The 22,618-nt window shown below is 55.2% G+C and carries 18 protein-coding genes; 8 read left to right on the top strand and 10 right to left on the bottom strand.

The window, feature by feature from the left end; translation table 11 throughout:
• Positions 1–83: 83 nt before the first annotated feature.
• A complete protein-coding gene (locus tag F7R27_RS01300; protein WP_151702418.1) occupies positions 84–1,676 on the bottom strand; it encodes a BCCT family transporter in 1,593 nt (530 codons plus the stop codon).
• 298 nt (positions 1,677–1,974) lie between these two features.
• Between F7R27_RS01300 and F7R27_RS01305 the strand changes: the two genes are divergently transcribed.
• From F7R27_RS01305 to F7R27_RS01315, 3 genes are read left to right on the top strand one after another with little or no spacing between them, the layout of a single operon-like run.
• On the top strand, positions 1,975–3,729 hold the full coding sequence (locus F7R27_RS01305; RefSeq protein ID WP_240776159.1) for an NAD(P)H-dependent oxidoreductase subunit E: 1,755 nt from the start codon (positions 1,975–1,977) through the stop codon (positions 3,727–3,729).
• A gap of 4 nt (positions 3,730–3,733) precedes the next feature.
• Positions 3,734–6,520, top strand: coding sequence for a formate dehydrogenase subunit alpha (gene fdhF, locus F7R27_RS01310; RefSeq protein ID WP_151702419.1), 2,787 nt, complete (start codon positions 3,734–3,736; stop codon positions 6,518–6,520).
• A gap of 25 nt (positions 6,521–6,545) precedes the next feature.
• Positions 6,546–6,779, top strand: coding sequence for a hypothetical protein (locus F7R27_RS01315; protein WP_151702420.1), 234 nt, complete (start codon positions 6,546–6,548; stop codon positions 6,777–6,779).
• A gap of 164 nt (positions 6,780–6,943) precedes the next feature.
• Here the strand turns inward: F7R27_RS01315 and F7R27_RS01320 are convergent, their stop codons facing one another.
• Both F7R27_RS01320 and F7R27_RS01325 read right to left on the bottom strand, forming a co-directional pair.
• On the bottom strand, positions 6,944–8,266 hold the full coding sequence (locus tag F7R27_RS01320) for an ATP-binding protein (RefSeq protein WP_151702421.1): 1,323 nt from the start codon (positions 8,264–8,266) through the stop codon (positions 6,944–6,946).
• A gap of 136 nt (positions 8,267–8,402) precedes the next feature.
• Complete coding sequence (locus tag F7R27_RS01325; protein ID WP_151702422.1) at positions 8,403–9,428, bottom strand: type I asparaginase; 1,026 nt, start codon at positions 9,426–9,428, stop codon at positions 8,403–8,405.
• A gap of 150 nt (positions 9,429–9,578) precedes the next feature.
• Here F7R27_RS01325 and F7R27_RS01330 point away from each other — a divergent pair, with 150 nt between their 5' ends.
• The 4 genes from F7R27_RS01330 (at position 9,579) to F7R27_RS01345 (ending at position 14,869) form a co-directional block, all read left to right on the top strand.
• Positions 9,579–12,113 carry an EAL domain-containing protein gene (locus F7R27_RS01330; RefSeq protein ID WP_151702423.1) on the top strand — a complete coding sequence of 845 codons (2,535 nt, stop codon included), beginning with the start codon at positions 9,579–9,581 and terminating at the stop codon, positions 12,111–12,113.
• Positions 12,114–12,302: 189 nt separating this feature from the next.
• Positions 12,303–12,707 carry a hypothetical protein gene (locus F7R27_RS01335; RefSeq protein WP_151702424.1) on the top strand — a complete coding sequence of 135 codons (405 nt, stop codon included), beginning with the start codon at positions 12,303–12,305 and terminating at the stop codon, positions 12,705–12,707.
• A 180-nt stretch (positions 12,708–12,887) separates the two neighbouring features.
• Positions 12,888–13,685 (top strand): DUF3750 domain-containing protein, encoded by a 798-nt coding sequence (locus tag F7R27_RS01340; protein ID WP_206060335.1) that lies wholly within the window; start codon positions 12,888–12,890, stop codon positions 13,683–13,685.
• 116 nt (positions 13,686–13,801) lie between these two features.
• Complete coding sequence (locus tag F7R27_RS01345; RefSeq protein WP_240776160.1) at positions 13,802–14,869, top strand: Gfo/Idh/MocA family oxidoreductase; 1,068 nt, start codon at positions 13,802–13,804, stop codon at positions 14,867–14,869.
• Positions 14,870–14,951: 82 nt separating this feature from the next.
• On the opposite strand, the gene F7R27_RS01350 is transcribed toward F7R27_RS01345, so the two are convergent.
• The 7 genes from F7R27_RS01350 to F7R27_RS01380 are packed head-to-tail and all read right to left on the bottom strand — an operon-like array spanning position 14,952 to position 21,977.
• On the bottom strand, positions 14,952–15,590 hold the full coding sequence (locus F7R27_RS01350) for an ArsR/SmtB family transcription factor (RefSeq protein ID WP_151702425.1): 639 nt from the start codon (positions 15,588–15,590) through the stop codon (positions 14,952–14,954).
• A 13-nt stretch (positions 15,591–15,603) separates the two neighbouring features.
• Positions 15,604–16,584 (bottom strand): ABC transporter ATP-binding protein, encoded by a 981-nt coding sequence (locus tag F7R27_RS01355; protein ID WP_151702426.1) that lies wholly within the window; start codon positions 16,582–16,584, stop codon positions 15,604–15,606.
• On the bottom strand, positions 16,581–17,624 hold the full coding sequence (locus F7R27_RS01360; RefSeq protein WP_151702427.1) for an ABC transporter ATP-binding protein: 1,044 nt from the start codon (positions 17,622–17,624) through the stop codon (positions 16,581–16,583). The genes F7R27_RS01355 and F7R27_RS01360 overlap by 4 nt, the downstream gene beginning before the upstream one ends.
• Positions 17,621–18,550 (bottom strand): serine hydrolase, encoded by a 930-nt coding sequence (locus tag F7R27_RS01365; protein WP_151702428.1) that lies wholly within the window; start codon positions 18,548–18,550, stop codon positions 17,621–17,623. Before F7R27_RS01365 ends, F7R27_RS01360 begins: the two co-directional genes overlap by 4 nt.
• Positions 18,547–19,449: an ABC transporter permease gene (locus tag F7R27_RS01370; protein WP_206060336.1), complete on the bottom strand. Its 903-nt coding sequence runs from the start codon at positions 19,447–19,449 to the stop codon at positions 18,547–18,549. The genes F7R27_RS01365 and F7R27_RS01370 overlap by 4 nt, the downstream gene beginning before the upstream one ends.
• A 3-nt stretch (positions 19,450–19,452) precedes the next feature.
• A complete protein-coding gene (locus F7R27_RS01375) occupies positions 19,453–20,385 on the bottom strand; it encodes an ABC transporter permease (protein ID WP_151702429.1) in 933 nt (310 codons plus the stop codon).
• Positions 20,386–20,411: 26 nt separating this feature from the next.
• A complete protein-coding gene (locus F7R27_RS01380) occupies positions 20,412–21,977 on the bottom strand; it encodes an ABC transporter substrate-binding protein (RefSeq protein WP_151702430.1) in 1,566 nt (521 codons plus the stop codon).
• Positions 21,978–22,270: 293 nt separating this feature from the next.
• Here F7R27_RS01380 and F7R27_RS01385 point away from each other — a divergent pair, with 293 nt between their 5' ends.
• Positions 22,271–22,618, top strand: a complete 348-nt coding sequence (locus F7R27_RS01385) for a zinc ribbon domain-containing protein YjdM (protein WP_151702431.1) — start codon at positions 22,271–22,273, stop codon at positions 22,616–22,618.

The following is a 22,618-nucleotide window of genomic DNA, read 5'->3' on the forward strand; positions in this document are numbered from 1 at the left end:
CAAAACCCGCTTTTGGTCGGATACGGACCTGCTGAGGTCGCATGCGATTGTATTCAGAAGCCCCTCCCTGGGCCTTTTTTCTATTACGCGGGTTTCGCAACCTTCCCGCTGGAAGGTTTCAGCGCACGGTGCTCATCCAGCAGCCCTTTGTAAAGGCTGAAGCACATCACCAGCAGAATCACGGTAAAGGGCAAGCCGGTGGTTACGGCGCCTGCCTGCAATGCCGTCAGCGCGGTGTTGCCGCCGCCAGCGAGCAGAATACCAGCGATGATTCCTACCAAAGCGGCCCAGAATACGCGCTGCTGTTTCGGGGCATCGGTCTTGCCACCGGCTGTGATCTTGTCGATCACCAGCGAGCCTGAGTCAGACGAGGTGATGAAGAACACCAGCACCAGCACGATAGCCAGTGTGGAGGTGACACCAGTCAGTGGCAGGTTCTCCAGCATATGGAACATCGCCAGTGAGACATCACTGATGCCATGAGACAACTCCCCGATACTGTTAGATGCCTGGTGCAGAGCATTGCCACCAAATGCGGTCATCCAGACGATGGTGACCAGTGTTGGTACGACCAGCACGGCAGTCAGGAACTCACGCACAGTGCGACCACGTGATACGCGCGCAATGAAGATGCCGACAAAAGGTGACCAGGAGATCCACCAGGCCCAGTAGAACACGGTCCAGCCGTGATACCAGGTCTGATCCTCACGGCCAACCCAGTTGGAGAGCGGCAGAATATGCATCAGATAGTCTGTGGTAGTGGTCAGCAGGCCGTTTACGAACATCAGTGTGGAGCCGGTCAGGACCACAAACAGCAACAGAATGATCGCCAGCACCATGTTGATGTTGCTGAACAGCTTTACGCCGCCATCAATGCCACGCCAGACAGAGAAGAGTGCGACCAGTGTGACTACAATGATGATCGCAATCTGCGTGCCGATAGTATTCGGAACGCCGAACAGATAGGACAGACCGCCTGCAGCCTGGGAAGCACCGAAGCCAAGCGATGTTGCCAGGCCGAAGATGGTTGCCAGTACAGCGACGATATCGATGATATGGCCGATCCAGCCACGTGTGTGACGACCCAGAATCGGGTAGAACGCAGAGCGCAGTGTCATCGGCAGGCCGCGGTTATAGGTGAAGAAGGCAATTGACAGACCAACGACACCGTAGATAGCCCAGGGGTGCAGGCCCCAGTGGAACATGGTTGCGCCCATGGCTGCACTGGCGCCTTCGGGTGTATTGGCTGCTGTGTTCAGAGGTGTGCCATACCAGTCGGTCAGATAGGCGACCGGTTCGGCCACACTCCAGAACATCAGGCCGATCCCCATGCCTGCTGCGAACAGCATCGCAAACCAGGAGCTGCGTGAATATTCAGCTTTGGCGTTTTTTCCACCCAGACGAATCTTGCCGACCGGCAGGAAAATCAGCGCCAGGCAGAAAAGTACGAACAGGTTGCCAGCGATCATGAACAGCCAGTCGAAGTGGTTGATTGACCAGCCACGTGCTGCGACCAGAGAGCTGCTGGCAGCATCCGGGAAGACCAACGCGTAGATGATAAAGGCAAGAATGCCGAGTGCGGAAAGTGGAAAGACCGGATTGTGGAAATCCAGCCCCATAACCTGAGCATTATCCTGCCCTATCTCAAGAGCAGGTTGATCATCGTGTCGGGCCATAGAATGTCCTCATTGATTGAGTTCGGGCTTTGTTGTTTTTGTTGTTATCCGGCTAGCTGGCAAGATGCCAGGCAGACAGTGCGCCATTGTTCGGGGAATGGTGATCGGTAATTGTCTCTGCGGCGACGTGATCGTGTCCGTTGACGGCGAAGGGTGAAAGGCTGTCGGTTTCAGTATGAATGTCTAAAATACGACATGTGGCATGTAAAATTAGCTGATTACGACATCCGCATATCGTGTTTCGGCGCAATCTAATATGCAGAGCCGGGTGGCATTGCCCCTGAAGAGGGGGAGTGCGATGATTCAGGATAACTATAACAATGAGCATCTGACAATGAGCGTTACCAGCATTACACCCAACCAGAACAGCACTCAGCGCAAGACCCGCAACAAGCTGCGTGGCCGTTCGCTGGATTCGGTTGCCATGACCGAAGTCAGCGAGTTGCTGGGTGATGCACCGCGTCGTCGTGACCTGCTGATTGAGCATCTGCATGCCATCCAGGATCGCTTCGGCTACCTGTCATTGCCCCATCTGCGCGCCCTGTCTGCCTGGATGAACCTGCCGATGGCCGCTGTTTATGAAACAGCCACTTTCTATGCCCACTTTGATATCGTTCATGATGATCAGCCTGCGCCACCGGCGGTCACGATCCGTGTCTGTGATTCGCTCTCCTGCCAACTGGCAGGTGCTGAGGCGTTGAAAGCAGCGCTGGTGCGCGGGACTGATGCGACAGAGGTACGTGTCATCAATGCACCCTGCATGGGCCGTTGCGACACGGCTCCGGTGGTCGAGATCGGGCATCGTCATGTCGATCATGCAACTCCAGAAAACATTGATGCTGTGCTCAAGGGGCAGGATTTCCATCCCCAGACGGTCGCGTGGCAGGCGCTTGATGCTTATCAGCAGACAGGTGGCTATGAACTGCTGAACCAGTGCCGGCGAGGTGATGTCACGCTGGAAACGCTGGTTGAAATGCTTGAAACCTCAGGCCTGCGTGGTCTGGGTGGTGCTGGCTTTCCGACCTTTCGCAAATGGGGCTTCGTACGTGCCGAGTCCGGCCCGCGTTATTGCGTGATCAATGCCGACGAGGGCGAGCCTGGCACCTTTAAGGATCGTTATTACCTTGAGCGCGAGCCGCATCGCTTTCTAGAAGGGGCGCTGATCAGCTCCTGGGCGGTCGAGGCAGCGGCGCTGTACATCTATCTGCGCGATGAGTATCCCGCCGTGCGTGAGCTACTGTTAGCCGCGATTGCCGAGCTGGAACAGGCCGGTATCGTGGAGCCGGGCTATATTGTGTTGCGACGTGGCGCTGGGGCTTATATCTGTGGTGAAGAGTCGGCGCTGATCGAGTCCTTGGAGGGCAAACCGGGTAAACCGCGCCATCGTCCTCCGTTCGTTGCCCAAAAGGGCCTGTTTGATCGTCCTACCTTGGTGAATAACGTTGAAACCGTCTACTGGATTCCGCTGCTGTGGGAAAAAGGCGCGCAGTGGTTTGCCAGTCAGGGGCGTCATGGTCGCAAAGGGTTGCGCAGTTTCTCCGTGTCCGGGCGGGTGAAAAAACCGGGCGTGCATCTGGCGCCTGCCGGTATCACATTGCAAGAGCTGGTGGATGAGTATTGTGGTGGCATGCTGGATGGCCATCGACTGCTGGCCTATCTGCCGGGTGGTGCATCCGGCGGCATTTTGCCCGCTAGCAAGGCGGATATCCCGCTCGATTTCGATACCCTGCAACCGCACGGCTGCTTTATCGGTTCGGCTGCTGTCATGGTGGTATCGGACCAGGATGATCTGCGCCGGGTGGCGTCTAATCTGATGGCCTTTTTTGCTGATGAATCCTGTGGCCAGTGTACCCCCTGCCGCGTCGGTACCGAAAAGATGCTGGCGCTGATTGAGCATGATGAGTGGGATGCCGCTCAGCTCACGCGGTTGTCGCAGGTGATGCAGGACGCCTCGATCTGTGGTCTGGGGCAGGCGGCGCCGAATCCGGTGCTGGGCCTGCTGAAGGATTTCCGCGCCGAACTGGCGGCGGCCAACATCATAGTGAAGGGGTGAGGCGATGAGTGCATTTGAACTGACATTGGATGGTGTCTCCGTCACGGCCTTCCCCGGTGAAACCCTGTGGCAGGTGGCCAAACGCGCCGGTGAAACGATTCCGCATCTGTGTTTCAAGGATGCCACTGGCTACCGCGCCGACGGCAACTGTCGCGCCTGCATGGTCGAGATTGAAGGTGAACGCGTGCTGGCGGCGAGCTGCTTGCGTGAGGCAGCACCCGGCATGGTGGTCAGAAGTGCCACCTCCGAGCGTGCGCGCGTATCACGCGAAGGGGTGATGGAGCTGCTGATGGCAGACCAGCCAGCGCGGGAAGAGAGCCCGGATCGTGCCAGCCACTTCTGGCAGATGGCCGACCTGCTGGCGATTGATGCCACCGCGGTCAAAGCCAGCCTGCCCGCGCGTGAAGCGGATGCGCGCAATCAGGATGACTCGCACACCGCGATGCGGGTCAATCTGGATGCCTGTATCGAATGTAACCTCTGTGTGCGTGCCTGCCGCGAAGTGCAGGTGAACGATGTGATCGGTATGGCTCATCGTGGCAGCGAGTCCAAAATCGTATTCGACTTTGATGATCCAATGGGCGACTCCACCTGTGTCGCCTGCGGCGAGTGTGTACAGGCCTGTCCGACCGGTGCATTGATGCCGGCCACTCTGGTGAATGAGCAGGGTGTGGGCGACTCTTCAGTGGCTGACCGTGAAGTGGATTCGGTCTGTCCCTATTGTGGTGTCGGCTGTCAGCTGAGCTACAAGATCAAGGATGACAAGATCCTGTTTGTTGAGGGGCGTGATGGCCCATCCAATCTGGGGCGCCTGTGCGTCAAGGGACGTTTTGGTTTTGATTATCCGAATCACCCGTCGCGCCTGACCAAACCCCTGATCCGTCGCCCCGGCGTGCCCAAGGGGCTGGACCCGGATTTTGATCCGGCCAATCCGCTGACTCATTTCCGTGAAGCGAGCTGGGATGAAGCACTGGCGTTTGCTGCCGATGGTTTGAAATCGCTACGCGACCAGCACGGTACAGATGCTCTTGCCGGCTTTGGTAGTGCCAAATGCTCCAATGAAGAGGCCTGGATGTTCCAGAAGCTGGTGCGTACCGGCTTCGGTTCCAACCATGTCGATCACTGTACCCGTCTGTGTCATGCGAGCTCCGTGGCGGCACTGATGGAGTGCATCGGTTCAGGTGCTGTGACCGCCTCTTTCATGCAGGCGACACAGGCCGATGTCGTGATCCTGACCGGTTGTAACCCGGCGGTGAACCATCCGGTGGCGGCCACCTTCTTCAAGCAGGCGGCAAAGAAGGGCACCAAAATCATCATCATCGACCCACGGGGTCAGGCGCTGAACAGTTATGCGGATAAGATTCTGCGCTTCACACCGGGTACCGATGTCGCGCTGTTCAATGCGATGCTCAACGTTGTCGTGACCGAAGGGCTGTATGACGAAACCTATATCCGCGAGCATACCGAAGGGTTTGAGGCGCTGAAGCGACATGTTGTGGATATGACTCCGGAAGCGATGTCTCCACTGTGCGGCATTCCGGCAGAGGAGATCCGCGAAGTGGCGCGCCTGTACGCAACTGCTGATCGGGCGATGATCTTCTGGGGCATGGGGATATCGCAGCATGTGCACGGCACCGACAACGCGCGTTGCCTGATCTCACTGGCACTGGCCTGTGGCCAGACAGGGCGTCCGGGTACTGGTTTGCATCCTTTACGTGGCCAGAATAATGTTCAGGGCGCTTCCGATGCCGGTCTTATCCCGATGGTGTTGCCGGATTATCAGCCAGTAACCGATCAGCAGGTGCGCTCAGCCTTTGAAGAGCTGTGGAATACACCGCTGAGCAAGACTCCCGGCCTGACGGTGGTCGAGATCATGCATGCAATCATGGATGGCGTTATCAAGGGAATGTATATCCAGGGTGAGAACCCGGCGATGTCTGATCCCGATCTGGATCATGCCCGTGGTTCTCTGGCGAAACTGGAGCATCTGGTGGTGCAGGATCTGTTCGTGACCGAGACGGCGCAGTTTGCTGATGTGATTCTGCCAGCCTCTGCCTGGGCAGAGAAGGATGGCACGGTAACCAACACCAACCGTCAGGTGCAGATGGGTCGTGCAGCTGTACCTATGCCGGGCGATGCGCGTCCGGACTGGTGGATCATTCAGGAGATAGCTCGTCGTTTCGGCCTCGACTGGCAGTACACTCATCCGCGCGATGTTTTTGCCGAGATGAAACAAGGTATGCCTTCGCTTGCGCATATCAGTTGGGATCGTGTGGAGAAGGAAAACTCTGTTACCTATCCAAGCCCTGCCGAGGATCAACCGGGACAGGATATCGTCTTTGGGGATCACTTCCCGACTCTCAGTGGCAAGGCGAAATTCTCACCGACCCGACCGCTGCCACCGGACGAGCCGATTGATGATGAGTTCCCGGTCGTACTGACCACCGGGCGTCAGTTGGAGCATTGGCATACCGGATCAATGACTCGGCGTGCCCGTGTGCTGGATGCACTGGAACCAGAGGCGGTGGCCAGTCTGGCACCGGCAGAGCTGGCCAAGTATGGCCTGGAGCCGGGCGATGATCTGACCATTACAACTCGCCGGGGCAGCATCACACTGGTGGCGCGAGTCGACCCTCAGATGCCGGAGGGTATGGTGTTTGTGCCCTTCTGCTATGTCGAAGCAGCTGCTAACATACTCACCAATCCGGCGCTTGATCCTTTCGGCAAGATTCCGGAGTTCAAGTATGCCGCCTGCCGCTTGAGTCCGGCGCGTGCAGAAGTGGTCAGTTGATCGCGGAAGAGTTGAGGTGAGCGCGATGATGATCATCGACCTGGTTGATGAAGATGATTTCCGGCAGCAATTGATACTGCTGGGGATCGAATTACCGGCGGATGCTGATCCTGAAACCTGCGCCAGATTGGCGCAGGCACAGCATCAGCAAACACCTGTAGAGGGGCTGGCACAACTGGTCAGCGAATGGCAGCAGCAGCGCGATCTGATGCAGCCGGAAGTGCGGCAGGTGATCGATACCTATCTGCAGGATCTGTGACTCCTTATCCGCTGCTGGTACGAAAGCTGCTTGAGGTCGGAATTTGCCTGATCGAATGCTTTCGAGCTGTAGTGACTGCAGACAATGATCAATCATCTTTGTCTCGGTTTTTCCAGGCTTGAGCAGCGGGCTGGAGTATCAAGTATCTCTTTTCTCTGCCACAGTTAGTCCTGTATAGACCTCAACGGCAAATACTGAGCAAAGTACAAGGGCATCACGATATTAGTTTGCTCCATTGCTGAAGAGCCTTGTGTGCCGGTTAATTTGAACGTTTTTGTTGGTGCGCACTTTTCAATGTAGGAAGTCAGCGATTTAGACCGTGTGCGTTTGCCGCTTTTGACTTCGATTGGGACGATATCACCTTGATCCGTTGTCAGGATAAATTCAATTTCAGCGCGGGCGTCATGCCAGGAGTAACTTGGGTCAATACCTATGGCAGTCAGCTCTTGCTGAACAAAATTTTCTGCTACATATCCCTTGTACTCGTAGCTTTGCTGTTTGATCTCCTTATAACTGCTACCTAACATGTGGTTTAACAGGCCAACATCAAACAGAAACAGCTTGACCATATTGTCTTTTTTATAGGCCGCTAGTGGGGATTTCGGTTTGCCTTCAATAGGGTAGTTTGCCAAAGCCAAGCGACAGCACTTTAACCAGTGGATGGCGGTTTCAAAATCGCTGTAACGAGACTTTCGCTCGTGGACATTTTTAAATTTAAAGCGCTTAACCGATTCATCAGAAACCATTGATAGCTGTGACGGAATGCTCGTGAATACCGATTCGATCAGAGTTGCATCGATCTTGCCCGAGTATTTGCCGAAATCACGTCGATAACCTTCGACCAAGTCAGTATGAATTTTAGAAACCCTTTCAATGCGCTCTAAAATGCTGGACTCTTTATATTGATACCAGGCGGCAACTGCTTCAGGCATGCCTCCGGTAAAAAAGTAGTCTGTCAGCTTATCCATTAGTGTGCTGTGTGCTGCTGGGGAGCTTGCCTGGCTGTCAAATGCTTTGATCAGAGCCTGCTCCCCTGAAGCATAGATAAATTCCTGGAAGGATAATGGACGCAAGTTGTATTGTTCCACCTTGCCAACAGGGAAAGTGTTTAACAAACCAATGTTTGAGCCACTGGCCGCCACAAAATAGGACGGTGCTTTTTCGGCAAAATACTTTAATGAGGTAACAGCGCGTTCACACTCGCCAATCTCATCCAGGATCAACAGGTCTGTTTCCGGGTTGAACACTTGGTTGGTGAGTAGCTCAATGTTCATCAGTAGTTCGTCTGGCGACAATGATCCATCGAACGCTTCTTTGTAAGCAGGATTCTCCAGAAAGTCGATACGGAGGATGTTGGCAAAGGTGTTGCCAAACAGCTCCTGCAGCAAGAACGTTTTACCCGTTTGTCTGGCACCATCAATCAATAAGGGCTTACGAATGGGTTGAGTTTTCCACGCCATTAAGGCGTTGAGTAAGGTGCGCTGCATCGTCTGTTTCTGCCTGCAAGGTCGTTAGCAGGTCAAGACTATAACTTATCTTACACTTTTATGCGCGTAAAAATGATTAATTTTACATTTTTATGCGCATAAAAATGATGTGATTGCTTCCTGAACCCGGTACGGGTTAGTGGCTCTCGCCACATAACGGCTGGCGCAACGCCTCGTGTAGTGCCTCTCCGCTCAGCCCTTTGCCCAGCAGCACATGCAGTTTGGCAAAGGCGGCTTCCGGGGTCAGATCGCTGCCGGGGATAACACCGATCCGGTTCAGGGTCGCGCCCGTCGCATAAGTGCCCTGGCTGACAGCCCCCTGCTGGCATTGCGTCAGATTCAGCAGCGTGATGCCACGCGCTGCCGCTTTCTCCAGCGCCTCGATAAGACCCGGTGTCGCTTCCGGTGGATTACCCGCTCCGTAACTCAGCAGTATCAGTCCCTTCAGCCCCTCCCGCTCAGTCAGTGCGCTCATCACAGAGGCCGAGATACCGGGATAGAACTGTAACAGCGCCACCGCATCGGCATCAAAGGTCGGTACCTGAGCGTCGGGGAGGGCAAATTCAGCCTTTCCGGCAGGCAGCAGCAGTTCGGGTTTAAGCGCAATATCGATGCCGGCTTCACCCAGCCAGGGGAAGTTGGGCGAGTCGAAGGCTGCCAGATGAGCACTGCTGACCTTGCGGGCACGGTTGCCGCGTAGTATCCGGCCATTGAAGCAGATCACCACTTCATTCAGGTCAGTTCTGCTTGCCAGCAGCAGGGAGGTGATCAGATTATCCAGGGCATCGTTACGCAGCTGAGACAGTGGTATCTGAGAGCCGGTCACGACGACCGGTTTGTTGCAGCCCTGCAGCATGAAGGAGAGGGCTGATGCCGTGTACGCCATGGTATCGGTACCGTGCAGCAGGATAAAACCGCTGTAGTCCTGCCAGCGGCTGATCAGTGCCTGCGCAATCCGGTGCCAGTCGGCAGGGACCAGGTTGGAGCTGTCGATCAGAGGCTCCAGATCCAGAAATTCAAAGGCCGGCAGTTGGGCCGTGGCTGAGGTGGGCAGCTGTGCCAGCAGGCGGTCGCGAAAACCGGCAGCGGGCACATAACCCTGATCGGAGGGCACCATTCCGATGGTACCGCCCGTGTGGAGTATCAGAATACGCGATGTCATCTCTTCTTAAGCCTTTTGTTTATTAGCACTTTCTTGGTTCTGATCGCTGGATGGCTGGTCAGTGGCATTATGACTCGACTATCCTTAATTTGCATGTGTTGTCAAAGGTGCTTATTCTTTTGAGAACATCTTCTTGGCTGTCATAAACTGATGCAGTATCTGGCCTTCACTAACAACAGCATGGATATCAGCCAGGCGTATCACGGCAGCCATGCGCCCGGCCTTGTGCTGCTTTCGGTTCTGATCGCGATTCTGGCAGCCTATACCAGCTTTGGATACAGTCGTCTGATGCGTAGCCCCGGCACGGCGGTGAATCATCGTGCATGGCATTTCAGTGGTGCCGTAGCGATGGGGCTGGGTGTCTGGGCCATGCACTTCACCGGCATGGTCTCTTTCAGTTTACCGGTAGAGGTGGATTACCAGATCTCTTTGACCCTCATCTCCGTGGTGCCCGCCATACTGGCCGCTTATGTCACCCTGAGCGTGATAACCCGCCGCGAACCTTCATTCAGTCGCATAGCGCTGGGTGGACTGTTGATGGGGGGCGGTATTGGGGTGATGCATTACACTGGCATGGCAGCCATGGTCATGGCAGCGGAGCGCCTGTATCAGCCCATTCTATTTGCCCTGTCAATTCTCATAGCCGTTGCACTGGCAACTCTGGCTCTTGGGATCTACTCGTTACTGGGGCGCCGTGTGCAACATCAGGCGCTGCTGATTCTGCTCAGCTCAATCATCATGGGGGTAGCGATCGCTTCGATGCACTATGTCGCGATGGGTGCCACTGTTTATCTGCCTGCGGATCAGCGTTTTGGGCTGGCTGGACCGACTCTGGGCCGCAATATGCTGGGGTCACTGGCGGTGGTCGTGTCGGTTGCGCTTCTGCTGATTGCGCTGGCCGCCGTGACCATGCGACAGCGTGTACAGTCGGCAGAGCAGGTCAGTCGACGTTCTGAGCGTATTGCACGGGAGTTGGGTGATCGACTACAGCGTATTGCTGAGCGTGTACCCGGGTTGGTTTATCAGTTCCGTCTTGATAATAATGGTGCCTTCACCTTCCCCTATGCGAGTGAGGCGATCAGGGATTTCTATCGCATCTCACCCGAGGCGGCGCGGCTGGATGCAACACCAGTCATGGATATGATTCATCTGGATGACAGGGAGGAGGTGTTGAACTCCATCTTTCAGTCAGCCACCGAGATGACACCCTGGCAGCATGAATATCGGGTCCGTTATCCGGATGGGCAGGTGCGCTGGTTGTTCGGCAATGCTGTTCCGGAAAAGGATGAATCAGGTGTGAGCTGGAGCGGCTTCATCACGGATATCACCGAGCGCAAAGCCACTGACGAAACGATCGAACGGCTGGCATTTCATGATCCGCTGACAGGGCTTTTCAATAGAGGGCGGATTCAGCAACTGCTGTCTGAGGTTTGTGTCAGCGTTGATCAGGCGAGCTGTATGGGTGCCATATTCTTTATCGATCTGGATCACTTCAAGCGGGTCAACGACACACAGGGGCACGATGCCGGAGATCAGTTGCTGAAGCTGATATCGCGCAGACTGGAAAATCTGGCACCGGCCGGCAGTTATCTGGGGCGCCTGAGCAGTGATGAGTTCACCCTGATAGTGAGTCACCTGCCACGCGATGAGGTGGCTGCAGAAAATATGGCCGAGCAGATGGCCACGAATATTCTGGAGCGATTACAGCAGCCTTTCAGTATCGCCAATCGCTCATATCAGAGCTCTATCAGTATCGGAGCCTGTCTGTTCAAGGATGCCAGTCGCAGCAGTGAAGAGCTGCTCAAGTGTGCCGATATCGCGATGTCCCATGCCAAGAGAGCTGGTGGTGGGGTTTATCAGCTTTTTGATCCGCTTATGAATGATGAGCTGCAGGAGCGTTTTGAGCTGGAGCAGGCGCTGCGCGAGGCGATTCAGGAGCAGCAACTAGAACTGTATTATCAACCTCAGGTCACGGCAGATAATCAGGTTGTCGGTGCTGAAGCGCTGTTGCGCTGGCGCCATCCGGTACGGGGTATGATTTCGCCAGCCATATTTATTCCACTGGCAGAGGAAACCGGCCAGATAGAGCAGATTGGCAGCTGGGTATTGAATCAGGCGTGTCAACAACTGAAACAGTGGCAGCAGGACCCTGTACTTGGCAAATTGATCATCTCGGTTAATATCAGTGCCCGTCAGTTTTATCAGTCCAACTTTGCCGAACAGGTGCAGGAGCTGTTGCAGACGTATCAGATCAAGCCTGCCGGTCTGATGCTGGAGTTGACGGAGAGTCTGGTACTGGCTGACCTGGATGATGCCGTTGAGCGCATGCAGGTGCTGAAAGAGTTGGGCCTGCGCTTTTCCATGGATGATTTTGGCACCGGCTACTCATCACTGTCCTATCTGTCCAGGCTACCCTTCGACGAGGTGAAGATCGATCAGTATTTCGTGCGTCAGTGTGAAGGTGGTGCGCGCAGCAAAGAGTGGGTCATCGTCGAGGCTATCATCGGGATTGCACATACCTTCGGTATGCTGCTGGTGGCTGAAGGGGTTGAAACTGAGGAGCAGCGAAAGTTGCTGTTCGACAGTGGGTGTACCTGTTATCAGGGCTATCTGTTTGCCCGTCCGGCACCGGTGGTTGTCATCGAAGACTGGGTGCGAGGAGTGACTGCGCAGTCGCGAAACTAGCTGCCTGTTGTGAACAATTAAAATGCCGGATGTGGTTAAGGCAGAAACGAATAGCGGCAAATTTGTGCCGCTTCGCATGTTGCTTCAGGTTAGGTGTATATCTGGTTTATCTAGTCCGTTGTTTTATAGCTGTAAATCCAAGGCTGGTGCGCATTTTGCTTGTTTTCCTGTGAACAAAGGAGGTGGCAAATGCAGATTAACTTCCATCAAACCGGATTTCAGGCCACAAACGGTGTTAAACGCTCAAGTGATACAACCTCATCGACCGACTTTGATGCTATTCTGCTCCAGGCTGTAGAGTCGATGCGAGAGAGCCAGACACTGCAGCAACAACATCAGGCTCCGGACCTGCCCGATAAACAGTCACGTGCTGAAGATACCCATGACCGTGACCGTGAGCATCTGCTCAAACTGCTGCGTATGAACCCGATAGAGTTGATGCGCTACAATCTTCTGCGAGAGAAGGGCCTGACCGAAGAGAGCCTGGCCGCCTTGCCGCCGGAAGAGCGTGATGCGATCGAGCAGGAGATAGCGCAGCGGATAAGAGAGTTGGTCGAAGGAGAGCAGTTGGAGGGTCGCGCTCGACCGTTGTAAACCCTCTATTATTCTTGTGAATAGTCATTAACTTCAGTGGTTAAGCTGGTAGTGCTCGCCAGTCAGGTCAAGCCATGTGAACTGATCTCTCCAGGGCGGGTCGGATAGAGATCTGGTATGCTGGCAGAAGACGTAACAGCATCAGAAATCCGATAGATGCAGATACCCTGATGGAGAAAAATGGCGATGATCAGAGGATTGAAGTGGCCACTGCGCATGCTCGCGATTCTGCTGGCTGTGTTTTTTCTTCCGTTGGGCTGTGCCGTGACCTCTCATCTGGGCGGTGATGATCGCGGTTCTGACTGGCGTACGGCGCGCCGCGACAGTGCCGGTATTGCTCCGGCAGCCGAGACTACATCCGAGGCGGTGATACATGTCTATGCAGGGCGCGCCTTTCGCTGGCGAGGTGCCTTCGGCGTGCACACCTGGATTGCTGCCAAGTCTCAGGGCGCTGATCATTACACACGTTTTGAAGTGATAGGCTTCAGTGTTGCCAGGGGCGGTGAAGCGGTGCGTGTGGCGCGTGGTATTCCGGATGGTTACTGGTATGGCAGTGAGCCTGTACTATTGCGCGAAGTGCGTGGTGGTGCTGAGGTGGATGCCTTGATAGAGCGTTTGCATGAGGCTGCAGGACGCTATCCGCATAACCATGAATACCGGATCTGGCCCGGTCCCAACAGCAATACGTTCATCGCCTATCTTGGTCGTGAAGTGCCTGAGCTACGCCTGAATCTACCCCCTACGGCTATCGGTAAGGACTATCTGCCGGAGGGCGCCATCTTCGCCAGTGCGCCCAGTGGTACCGGACTGCAGCTCTCATTCGGCGGCCTGTTGGGGCTGATTATGGCACCGGAGGAGGGGCTGGAGTTGAATCTGCTGGGCTTGAGTGCCGGAATAGATCTCTGGCCGCTGGCTATCAATCTGCCGGGAGTCGGTCGGCTGGGCATGCCGACCCATACGCCAGTCGTGACCAACTGAATACAGGTTGCTCAGGCTGCCTGCTCTCCAGACTGCTCCGGTTGTTACACTTTGATACTTGCCTGATCGGGCTGCTTTGGCTTAAATCCAAGTCAATCAGCTCAGGAGTCAGCCGCGTGTCAGTACAACCTATTCGAGTGGGATTGATAGGCTTTGGCCTGTCTGGACGTATTTTTCATGCCCCGTTTTTGCTGGATCATCCCGATTTTGTTCTGGCAGGCATCTGTAGCAGCCAGGCTGATCTGGTGCATCAGATGGCGCCGGGTGTACCAGTGATGGCGAGTAGTGATGAATTGATCCATGCGGATGATCTGGATCTGATCGTCATCACGGCACCGAATCACCTTCACTTTTCGCTCGCTCAACAGGCGTTGCTGGCGGGTAAGCATGCCCTGCTGGAAAAGCCCGCCGTCACTGAACTGGCGCAGATGGAAGCGCTCAAAACGCTGGCAGAGCAGCAGGGCAAGGTGCTGACGGTGTACCAGAACCGGCGTTACGATGGTGATTTTCTCAAACTCAGAGAGCTGGTGTTCAGTGGCGCACTGGGCAAACTGCGCCATCTGGACAGTCGCTTTGACCGTTTCCGCCCCCGTCCTCAGGCCCGCTGGCGTGAACAGCCGGGTGTGGGTACGGGGATCTTCTGGGATCTCGGGCCACACCTGCTGGATCAGGTGCTATTGTTGCTCGGTCCACCTGAGCAGCTGTCGGCGAGTCTGCAAACTCTGCGGCAAAGTGACCAGGCAGATGCCTTCAGCACTGACTGGTTCGAAGTACAGCTGTTTTATCCAGACAAAGTTGTCGTGGTGGGCTCAACACCCTTTGAAGCCGGCACGATGCGCCGCTTCAATGCACGCTTTGACGCGGGCAGTTGGCAGTGTACAGGAGTAGATCCGCAGGAGGAGGCATTGAGAGCAGGCCAGATGCCTTGGCACGCGGGTTATCCCGATCTGGGCGCGAGCCAGAACGGGCTTCTTTTTCAGCCGGGCAGTGAGCAGACAGCTTCTGTCTCTTCCTGCTCGGTCCCCGGCGATTATCGACACTTTTATCAACAACTGGCGCTGGCCATTCAGGGCAAGGATGAACCACCCGTCACCCTGCAGGAGGCCTGCCGTTTGATCTACACCCTGCAGCTCGCTGAGTGCTCAGCGGAGCAGGGCAGACGGCTGGCGTGGAGCTATCCCTGAAGCAGGTCTGTCTGAATAGAGGCTATTACAACGGTAGAACTGCCACAGAATAGGCGAGGTTCAGTCTCTGAATACCAGAGACTCAGTTGTTCGGGTCGTTTCTGTCCATGATCTCCGGAGTCAGAAACAGCATCGCATTGAAGCGGACTATCTCTTCATCGCTCAGGTTGTTGATATCATCATGTTCGAGAGCCAGAATCTCTTCGCGCAGGGCGCTGATCTTTTCTCTTATCACCGCCATCTTCCTGCGTGAGGTCACCACACTCTTCTCCATCCAGATACCGGCATCACGGCTTAGATCCAGCGGACGATGAGCGATGATATCGCGTGACACTTCGATGGTGGCACTGAGGAAGTCGGCCACAGCCTTGTAGCTGGCAGCGGTGATGACCGGGTCATTGATGTCTGAAGCATCAGGCAGCAGACGTGCAAAGCTGAAAAAGCGTGCAACACAGGTATAGTACTTTTCTACCATGCCTGTTGATGTGTCGATATGATCCACGCGGATCAAGGCAGCCCCTTCGAGCTGCTTGATATGGTAGTGGGTTTTTGCCCGGGTAAGGCCCAGCTCACGAGCGAGCTGGGCGCCTGTTCTGGGGCGGTCAAGCAACTTGATAATCCGGTATCTGAGAGGGTCAGCCATGACCTGAAGCTGTTCGATGCGCTCCAGATAATAACAATCCGGGATGGAGGCATGCTGAGATAGTTCAGGTGTATCCAAGTCATTTTCCTTACTAGATCAAGGTGTTGTTTCGCCAGCAGGCGGATTGATGAGTACTGCTGACGGCGATCAGAGCAGGTTCCTCCAGTGCACAACGCTCAATTGCCATAGGGCAGCGGTTGCGAAAGCGGCAGCCATCAGGCAGGAACATCGGATCGGGTGGCTCGCCCAGCATCGGCAGCTCATCCGCCCGTGCAGTGGGGTCTGGTGCCGGTACTGCTGCCATGAGTGCGCGGGTGTAAGGGTGGCGCGGCTGGCGGAACAGCTCGGTTCGCTCGGCAATCTCCACAATTTTGCCATAATACATCACCGCTACACGGTCGGCCATGTATTCAATCACTCCCAGATTGTGTGAGACAAACAGATAGGTCAGCTGGTGATCCTGTTGCAACCGTTTGAGCAGATTGAGTATTTGTGCCTGGACCGATACATCAAGTGCCGATACCGGCTCATCGCAGACCACAAATCTGGGGCGAAGAACGAGTGCTCTGGCGATCACTACTCGCTGACGCTGGCCACCCGAGAACTCATGCGGAAAACGGTGAGTATGCTCCGGCCTCAGGCCTACCTCGGCAAAAATATCCTCCACGATCTGCTGGCGCTCGGATCGCTTGCCTATATTGTTGATATCCAGCGCTACCCGAACAGCATTTCCGACTGTCTGGCGAGGGTCAAGTGCCGCAAAGGGATCCTGGAAGATCAGTTGCATCTCTCGGCGCATCGCCTTGAGTTTGGCTGGAGGTTGATCCAACACTGAGGTGCCTTCCAGTTGCACCCTGCCGCCGGTGATGGGTATCAGACCGAGCAGGGCGCGCCCCAGTGTACTTTTGCCGCAGCCTGATTCACCGACCAGGCCAAGAGTCTCGCCACGGTAGAGGCTCAGGTCGACACCGTCTACTGCACGCACGACCCCCTTGAGTGGGCTCAGTGGTCCAGCCTTGACGGGGAAATGCGCTTTTATGCCCTCGGCATTCAGTAATGGAGCTGTATTCATTGCGCGTCTCCTGAGTGGTAGATCCAGCAGCGTGTAGTATGTCCCTGTGCAATTCTGGTTGTGGGTGGCGTCTGCGTCGAACATTGATTTAATCTTCCGGCATAGCTGGCCTGACAGCGATCGGCGAAACCACAGCCTTCAGGGTTTCTGCCCAGCACTGGGACAGTACCCGGTATCTCCTCCAGCCTGGACTCGGAGTAGTGGTTGCCGCGCGGAATGGCATTCAGTAAACCCCGCGTGTAAGGGTGCGAAGGGTTGGCGAAGAGCGTTTCCACTGGTGCCTCTTCGACGATTCGTCCTGCATACATGACGGCGACCCGGTCTGCTACCTGGGCAACAACCCCCAGATCATGAGTCACCAGAATCAGGGCGGTTTGATGCGAGCGGCAGCGCTCTGTCAGTAGACGCAGGATCTGAGCCTGCACGGTGACATCCAGTGCCGTAGTGGGCTCGTCGGCGATCAGCAGGCGTGGTTCCAGTGCCAGTGCGATAGCTGTCATGACACGTTGCGCCTGACCACCTGAGAGTTGGTGCGGATAAGCTTTGGCTTTCTCGGCAGCCCCGGGAATACCGACTCGCTCAAGAAGCCCTACAGCCAGTTTCCAGGCCTTTGCGTGGGGCATGCCTCGGCGGCGTTCAAACTGTTCAGCAATCTGGGAGCCGATCCGCTTGACCGGGTTCAGGCTGCCTTTGGGCTGTTGAAAAATCATGGCTATTTCTGCACCGCGCAGTTCTGTCATCTCCTGGGTCGAGAGTGTCAGCAGGTCGCGACCATCAAAGCTGATCTGTCCCGACTCAATCCGGCCAGGTGCCTCGACCAGCCGCATCAGCGACATGGCTGTAACCGATTTACCGCAGCCTGACTCTCCTACCAGTGCGAGCACTTCACCGGGATAGACAGTAAGATCAAGCTCGTTCACTGCCGTTACCGAACCATAATGTGACTCAAAGCAAGTGCGTAGTCCTCGTACCTGCAACAGAGGAAGTTTCTCTTCCTGCACGTCTCGCTCAGCAATGGGTATTCGATTCAGTGCTGTCATGTCCGGAACTCCTCGTACAGCAGCACACCTATTTCACTCATGACATTGGCAACGGCTGCATTTCGCGTTTCGGACAGGCGAATGTTATCGATTGGCAGAGGGGTTGGGTCAAAGGTGAACAGGGCGTAGGCGATATGATCGTGATCCGCGCGGGTGATGATGCCGCAGTCGTTACGTAACCCGCGAAAGGTGCCGGTCTTGTTGCCTACACTGCGATACGGCAGAAAACGGGGTACACGCCCTGTAGTTTGTGTCTGGCGCATGATCAGATGAGCCTGCTCACTGACCTGTGGGCCAAAGGCCTGCCCGGCAGCGATCATTGCCATGAGGTGAGCCATATCGGCTGCCGTGGTGACGGTATTCTCCCGTTTGCGTGCAAAGGTCAGGCTGTTGTAGTCCATCTGAGTACTGCGTGCGGTGTTGATCAGCTCGTCCAGACCGACCGGCCGATCCAGTGGCAGGTGCCAGGCATGCAGAAACATCTCATGTACATTCATGGTCACGGTGGTGTCGTGGCAGCCAAGTGTATGCAGGGCCTGATTGACCGCATCCTTACCGACCAGATCCAGCAGCATGGTGGTGGCTGTATTGTCGCTGATGATGATCATCAGCGTCATCAGATCCTGCAGGGTCAGATCGAGGCCATCATCCAGTGTGAGCAGAACACCGGTGGTCAGAGTCTTGGCTGCAGTGGTCAGCGGCAGGCGCTGATCGGCGCGCAGCTCCCCGCGATCGATACGCCGTAACACCTCCAGCATGACCGGTACCTTGAACACACTGGCACTGGGATAGAGTTGACGTTCATTCAGGCTGATCTGTTGTCCGCTCTCAACCAGACGAGCGGCAAATCCTATCTCGATACCTTCGTTGGCAGCCAGAGCAGCTACCTGTGTGATCAGGTCTGTATCATGGTTGGTCAGGGTCATCTTGAACTCCTTGGATCCAGAACATCACGCAGGGCATTGCCGAGCAGGTTCATGGCAAGAATGGATATGAAAATCGCAAGTCCCGGCATGGTGACAGTCCACCAGGCTGTGCGCATGAAGGTACGGGCATTGACCAGCATCGCCCCCCACTCAGGTATAGGTGGCTGAGCGCCCAGACCAAGAAATGACAGGGCTGCGGCCGACAGAACTGCCAGTGGTGTGGCATAGCTGGCATAGATGATGATAGATGACATCACGTTGGGCAGGATGGTACGGAAAGTGATGCGGGTCTGACTGGCGCCAAGTGCTCGCATCGCCTCGACATACTCGGTCTGGCGCACTGATAGCACCTCGCCACGGACTAGTCTGGCATAGCCGGGAATGGCTGCGATACCTACGGCCACCATGGCTGTTGTCAGGCTGGGGCCGAGGATGGCAACAACGGCCAGAACCAGCAGGATATAGGGGTAGGCGAGCATGATGTCTACGATGCGCATCAGGAGGCTGTCGAGCCAGTAAGGCCCGGCACCGGCCAGCAATCCGAGTGTCACCCCACCAGTGATGGCGATCGCGGCGGCGGTGATCGAGATGGTGACGAAGTAGCGGCTGCCATAGATGATACGACTGAGGATATCCCGTCCCAATTCATCGGTACCGAAAGGGTGTTGCAGGCTGGGTGGTTTGAGCCGGTTCAGGGCATCCACCAGAAAAGGATCGTAGGGCATGATCCAGTTGCCGAAGAGGGCGCAGAACACCAGCAGTATCAAAATGCTGCCACCGATCTGAGCCGAGCGTTTGACGGCCAGTTCTCGCATCAGCCAGACAAAGCCCGAGCGTTTTCTGACTGGACTGGTGGTACCGGACGGCACGGGTGTCAAAGTTGCAGAGAGGTTACTCATGCGTCATGTCCCCAGGTTGATGCGTGGATCTATCCAGGCATAGAGGATGTCTACGATCAGGTTGACCAGTACATAAGTACCTGCACCAACCAGGATCACGGCTTGCGTGATTGTGAAATCGCGCCATTGAATCGCCTGTACAGCCAACTCTCCAATGCCATGCCAGCCGAATATCACCTCAATGATGAACGCGCCACCGAGCAGGTTGCCGACCTGTAATCCAATAATAGTGACGACGGCGAGCAGGGCGTTGGGCAGGGCGTGTCGGAAAAGTACCGTGGATTCACGCATCCCTTTGGCACGGGCGGCCCGGATATAATCTCGCCCAAGAACATCAAGCATGGCCGAGCGCGCAATTCTCGATAAGGGAGCCGCCTCGATAAGCCCCAGACAGAAAGCCGGTAGAATCAGGCCCTGCCAGCCGCTCCCGATCACCGGAATCCAGCGCAACCAGACCGAGAATACCAATATCAGCACCAGCCCGAAGAAGAAGGCGGGTATCGATATTCCGAACAGACTGAATGTGGTGGCGGTGACATCAATCCAGGTATCCTTGTAATAAGCCGCCAGTACACCGCTGAGCACCCCGACACTGACGCCTATCGCCAGTGCCGAAAAAGTCAGCAGCAGAGTGTTCACGTAGCGGTATCCTATTTCGTCCATCACCGGCTGGCGTGTGCGTATCGACTCGCCGAGATCGCCACGTGCAACGTCAGATACGTAGATCACGAACTGTTGATACCAGGGCTTGTCGAGATGATATTTGGCCCTGATATTGGCAATTGCTTCTGCTGCTTCACCCTCTGTCACCTGACCTTCATAAAGCGCCGTAACCGCATCGGTTGGAATGGCAGCCTTGATGAAGAAGGTCAGGAGCAGAATCCCCAGAATGACGGGGATTGCGATCAGAATACGATGGATAATGTAATAAACCATAGTCTCGCTTCCTGCTCCTGGGTGGCTTAGTTGCTCAGACGAACATCACCCGGAATCAGTAATCCGGTGAAGTCCAGATTGTAATCCTCGACCTTGCTCTGAGTGGCGATAACCACATGGTTGGTCAGGATAGGAACCAGCGTGTGTGATTTGAGCAGTGCAGTCTGTGCCTTGCTGACGCACTCTGTCCGCTCGGGGGGGTTCATCAGGCTGTCGCACAGATCCAGAATGTTGTCCACTTCCGGATTCTCCAGCAGGTGCTGACGATGACCTGGTGAGCGGAACAGGCGACTCATGATGTTCGGGTCGAAAGAGGTCCAGCGCAGCAGCGTCATATCCCAATCATCACGCAGCAGGCTGGGATAGAAGGCGCCCCAGTCGGATGTCACCAGTTCAATCTCGACCCCGACCTGGCGCAGGTTACTCTGAATCACCGCCAGTGTGCGCTCTATATGGGTAAAACCTGAATATGAGTGAATGACCCAGCGCGCTTCCTGTCCATCACGATCCAGCGTCCCGTTTCCATTCGTGTCTTGCCAGCCCGCCTGAGCAAACAGCTCGCGCGCCCTTTCCAGATCAAAGCGGGTACCATACTTTTCAGCCACGTCGGCATCAAAACCTGGGATGCCACGGGCAAGCGGGCCGGTGGCTTCAGATGCGTAACCGGACCAGGCAGCTGCGACAGCAGCAGAACGGTTGATGGCGTGACCAATCGCTTCACGCACCAAGGGCTCATTGAAAGGAGGACGGTTCTGATTGAACTCAAGGAATACCAGATTGGTTGTATTGTCATTCAGGATGACTTTGAAGGCAGGATCATGTGCAAAGCGATCAATGATGTCGGCCTGGAGTGTGGCACCGGTCAGCTCCCCCGTTTCCAGCGCAGCCAAAGCGACAGAGTCTTCACGAATGACCGTCAGTATGACCTTATCCGCGTGAGGCAGTCCCTTGTTCAAGGCGTCATTACGCCATTGTATGAACTGGTCGAAACGTTCCAGCTCAATGCGACTGCCCGGAGTCCAGCGCACCAGCTTGTAGGGACCCGTACCGACCACATTGCGCCCATAGCGGTTACCATGTTTTGCAACCGCTGCAGGGGAGTTGATTCCCATATAACCCACTGAGATGTTGTTGAAGAAGGGGGCGTAAGGGGTTTCGAACTCAAATTCGACCTCAAACTCGCCAGCCACCCTTATATCTTTCAGGGGCCCGAGCATAGGAAGAACCGGTGACGCGTTAGCCGGGTCGAGTATGGCATCGAACTGAGCTTTTACTGCCTCGGCATTGAAGGGAGTACCATCATGAAACTGGACACCCTGACGAAGCGTGAAACTGATCAGTGTCTGATCGTCACTGACTGTCCAGCTCTCGGCCAACCATGGGGCCGGCTGACCTCTCGGGTCGATATAGACCAGACGCTCAGTGAGGTAAGTGCCCATGACATCCGAAGCCGTAACCGAGATGGTTTGAACACCATAGAGCGTCTCAGGGTCTTCCGCGAGACGAAAATGGAGATTGAATGCCGAGGCGGGAGTGATAAAGCCAGCAGACAGAGCGATCACTGTCGATGCCAGCAGAGATTTCAGTTTCATGTTCTACCCTCTTGTTGTTGTTTTGGGTCTTGTGTGATCCTGACTACAGCTCGAACTTAGACAATCATTTTTTACATGTCAAATTTAATTACCCTGTAAAATAAATTTTACTACTACTGCAGGGCTATTTTATCCATTAAATTCTATGGCATAGGTAAAAAATTTCCTATAAGAAATTTTTTACCTTGTTATCCTTTGGTTTTTCTATCTGGCTCCCATGGTGAGTCCGGATCCGCTATCATATGCCCTTACATGGCGTACGCCATCAACACACACTTAATATGGAAAAACCAATGTCCGTACTACCCAACTGCCCGCAATGTGCGGCTGAATACACCTATGAAGATGGGCTGATGTATGTCTGTCCCTCCTGTGGCCATGAGTGGGCACAGGATGCGAGTGCTGATGCGGGTAGTGATGAACCGGTTTATCGGGATTCGAACGGCACGGTGCTGCAGGATGGTGACACAGTGACAGTGATCAAGGATCTGAAGATCAAAGGTACCTCCTCAGTGGTGAAGGTAGGTACCAAAGTGAAAAATATCCGTCTGGTAGAGGGCGATCATGATATCGACTGCAAGATCGATGGCATTGGTCCGATGAAGCTTAAATCCGAATTCGTGAAGAAAGCTCAGGATTGA

Source organism: Nitrincola alkalilacustris (assembly GCF_008973755.1).
In the GTDB taxonomy this organism is placed as follows: Bacteria; Pseudomonadota; Gammaproteobacteria; order Pseudomonadales; family Balneatricaceae; genus Nitrincola; species Nitrincola alkalilacustris.

Excerpts from the sequence above, each read along its gene's own strand:
- F7R27_RS01315 (WP_151702420.1), top strand. The coding sequence starts at position 6,546 with ATGATGATCATCGACCTGGTTGATGAAGATGATTTCCGGCAGCAATTG.
- F7R27_RS01360 (WP_151702427.1), bottom strand. The coding sequence starts at position 17,624 with ATGACAGCACTGAATCGAATACCCATTGCTGAGCGAGACGTGCAGGAA.
- F7R27_RS01305 (WP_240776159.1), top strand. The coding sequence starts at position 1,975 with ATGATTCAGGATAACTATAACAATGAGCATCTGACAATGAGCGTTACC.
- F7R27_RS01340 (WP_206060335.1), top strand. The coding sequence starts at position 12,888 with ATGGCGATGATCAGAGGATTGAAGTGGCCACTGCGCATGCTCGCGATT.
- F7R27_RS01335 (WP_151702424.1), top strand. The coding sequence starts at position 12,303 with ATGCAGATTAACTTCCATCAAACCGGATTTCAGGCCACAAACGGTGTT.
- F7R27_RS01355 (WP_151702426.1), bottom strand. The coding sequence starts at position 16,584 with ATGAATACAGCTCCATTACTGAATGCCGAGGGCATAAAAGCGCATTTC.
- F7R27_RS01375 (WP_151702429.1), bottom strand. The coding sequence starts at position 20,385 with ATGGTTTATTACATTATCCATCGTATTCTGATCGCAATCCCCGTCATT.
- F7R27_RS01325 (WP_151702422.1), bottom strand. The coding sequence starts at position 9,428 with ATGACATCGCGTATTCTGATACTCCACACGGGCGGTACCATCGGAATG.
- F7R27_RS01385 (WP_151702431.1), top strand. The coding sequence starts at position 22,271 with ATGTCCGTACTACCCAACTGCCCGCAATGTGCGGCTGAATACACCTAT.
- fdhF (WP_151702419.1), top strand. The coding sequence starts at position 3,734 with ATGAGTGCATTTGAACTGACATTGGATGGTGTCTCCGTCACGGCCTTC.
- F7R27_RS01300 (WP_151702418.1), bottom strand. The coding sequence starts at position 1,676 with ATGGCCCGACACGATGATCAACCTGCTCTTGAGATAGGGCAGGATAAT.
- F7R27_RS01380 (WP_151702430.1), bottom strand. The coding sequence starts at position 21,977 with ATGAAACTGAAATCTCTGCTGGCATCGACAGTGATCGCTCTGTCTGCT.
- F7R27_RS01330 (WP_151702423.1), top strand. The coding sequence starts at position 9,579 with ATGCAGTATCTGGCCTTCACTAACAACAGCATGGATATCAGCCAGGCG.
- F7R27_RS01365 (WP_151702428.1), bottom strand. The coding sequence starts at position 18,550 with ATGACCCTGACCAACCATGATACAGACCTGATCACACAGGTAGCTGCT.
- F7R27_RS01320 (WP_151702421.1), bottom strand. The coding sequence starts at position 8,266 with ATGCAGCGCACCTTACTCAACGCCTTAATGGCGTGGAAAACTCAACCC.
- F7R27_RS01370 (WP_206060336.1), bottom strand. The coding sequence starts at position 19,449 with ATGAGTAACCTCTCTGCAACTTTGACACCCGTGCCGTCCGGTACCACC.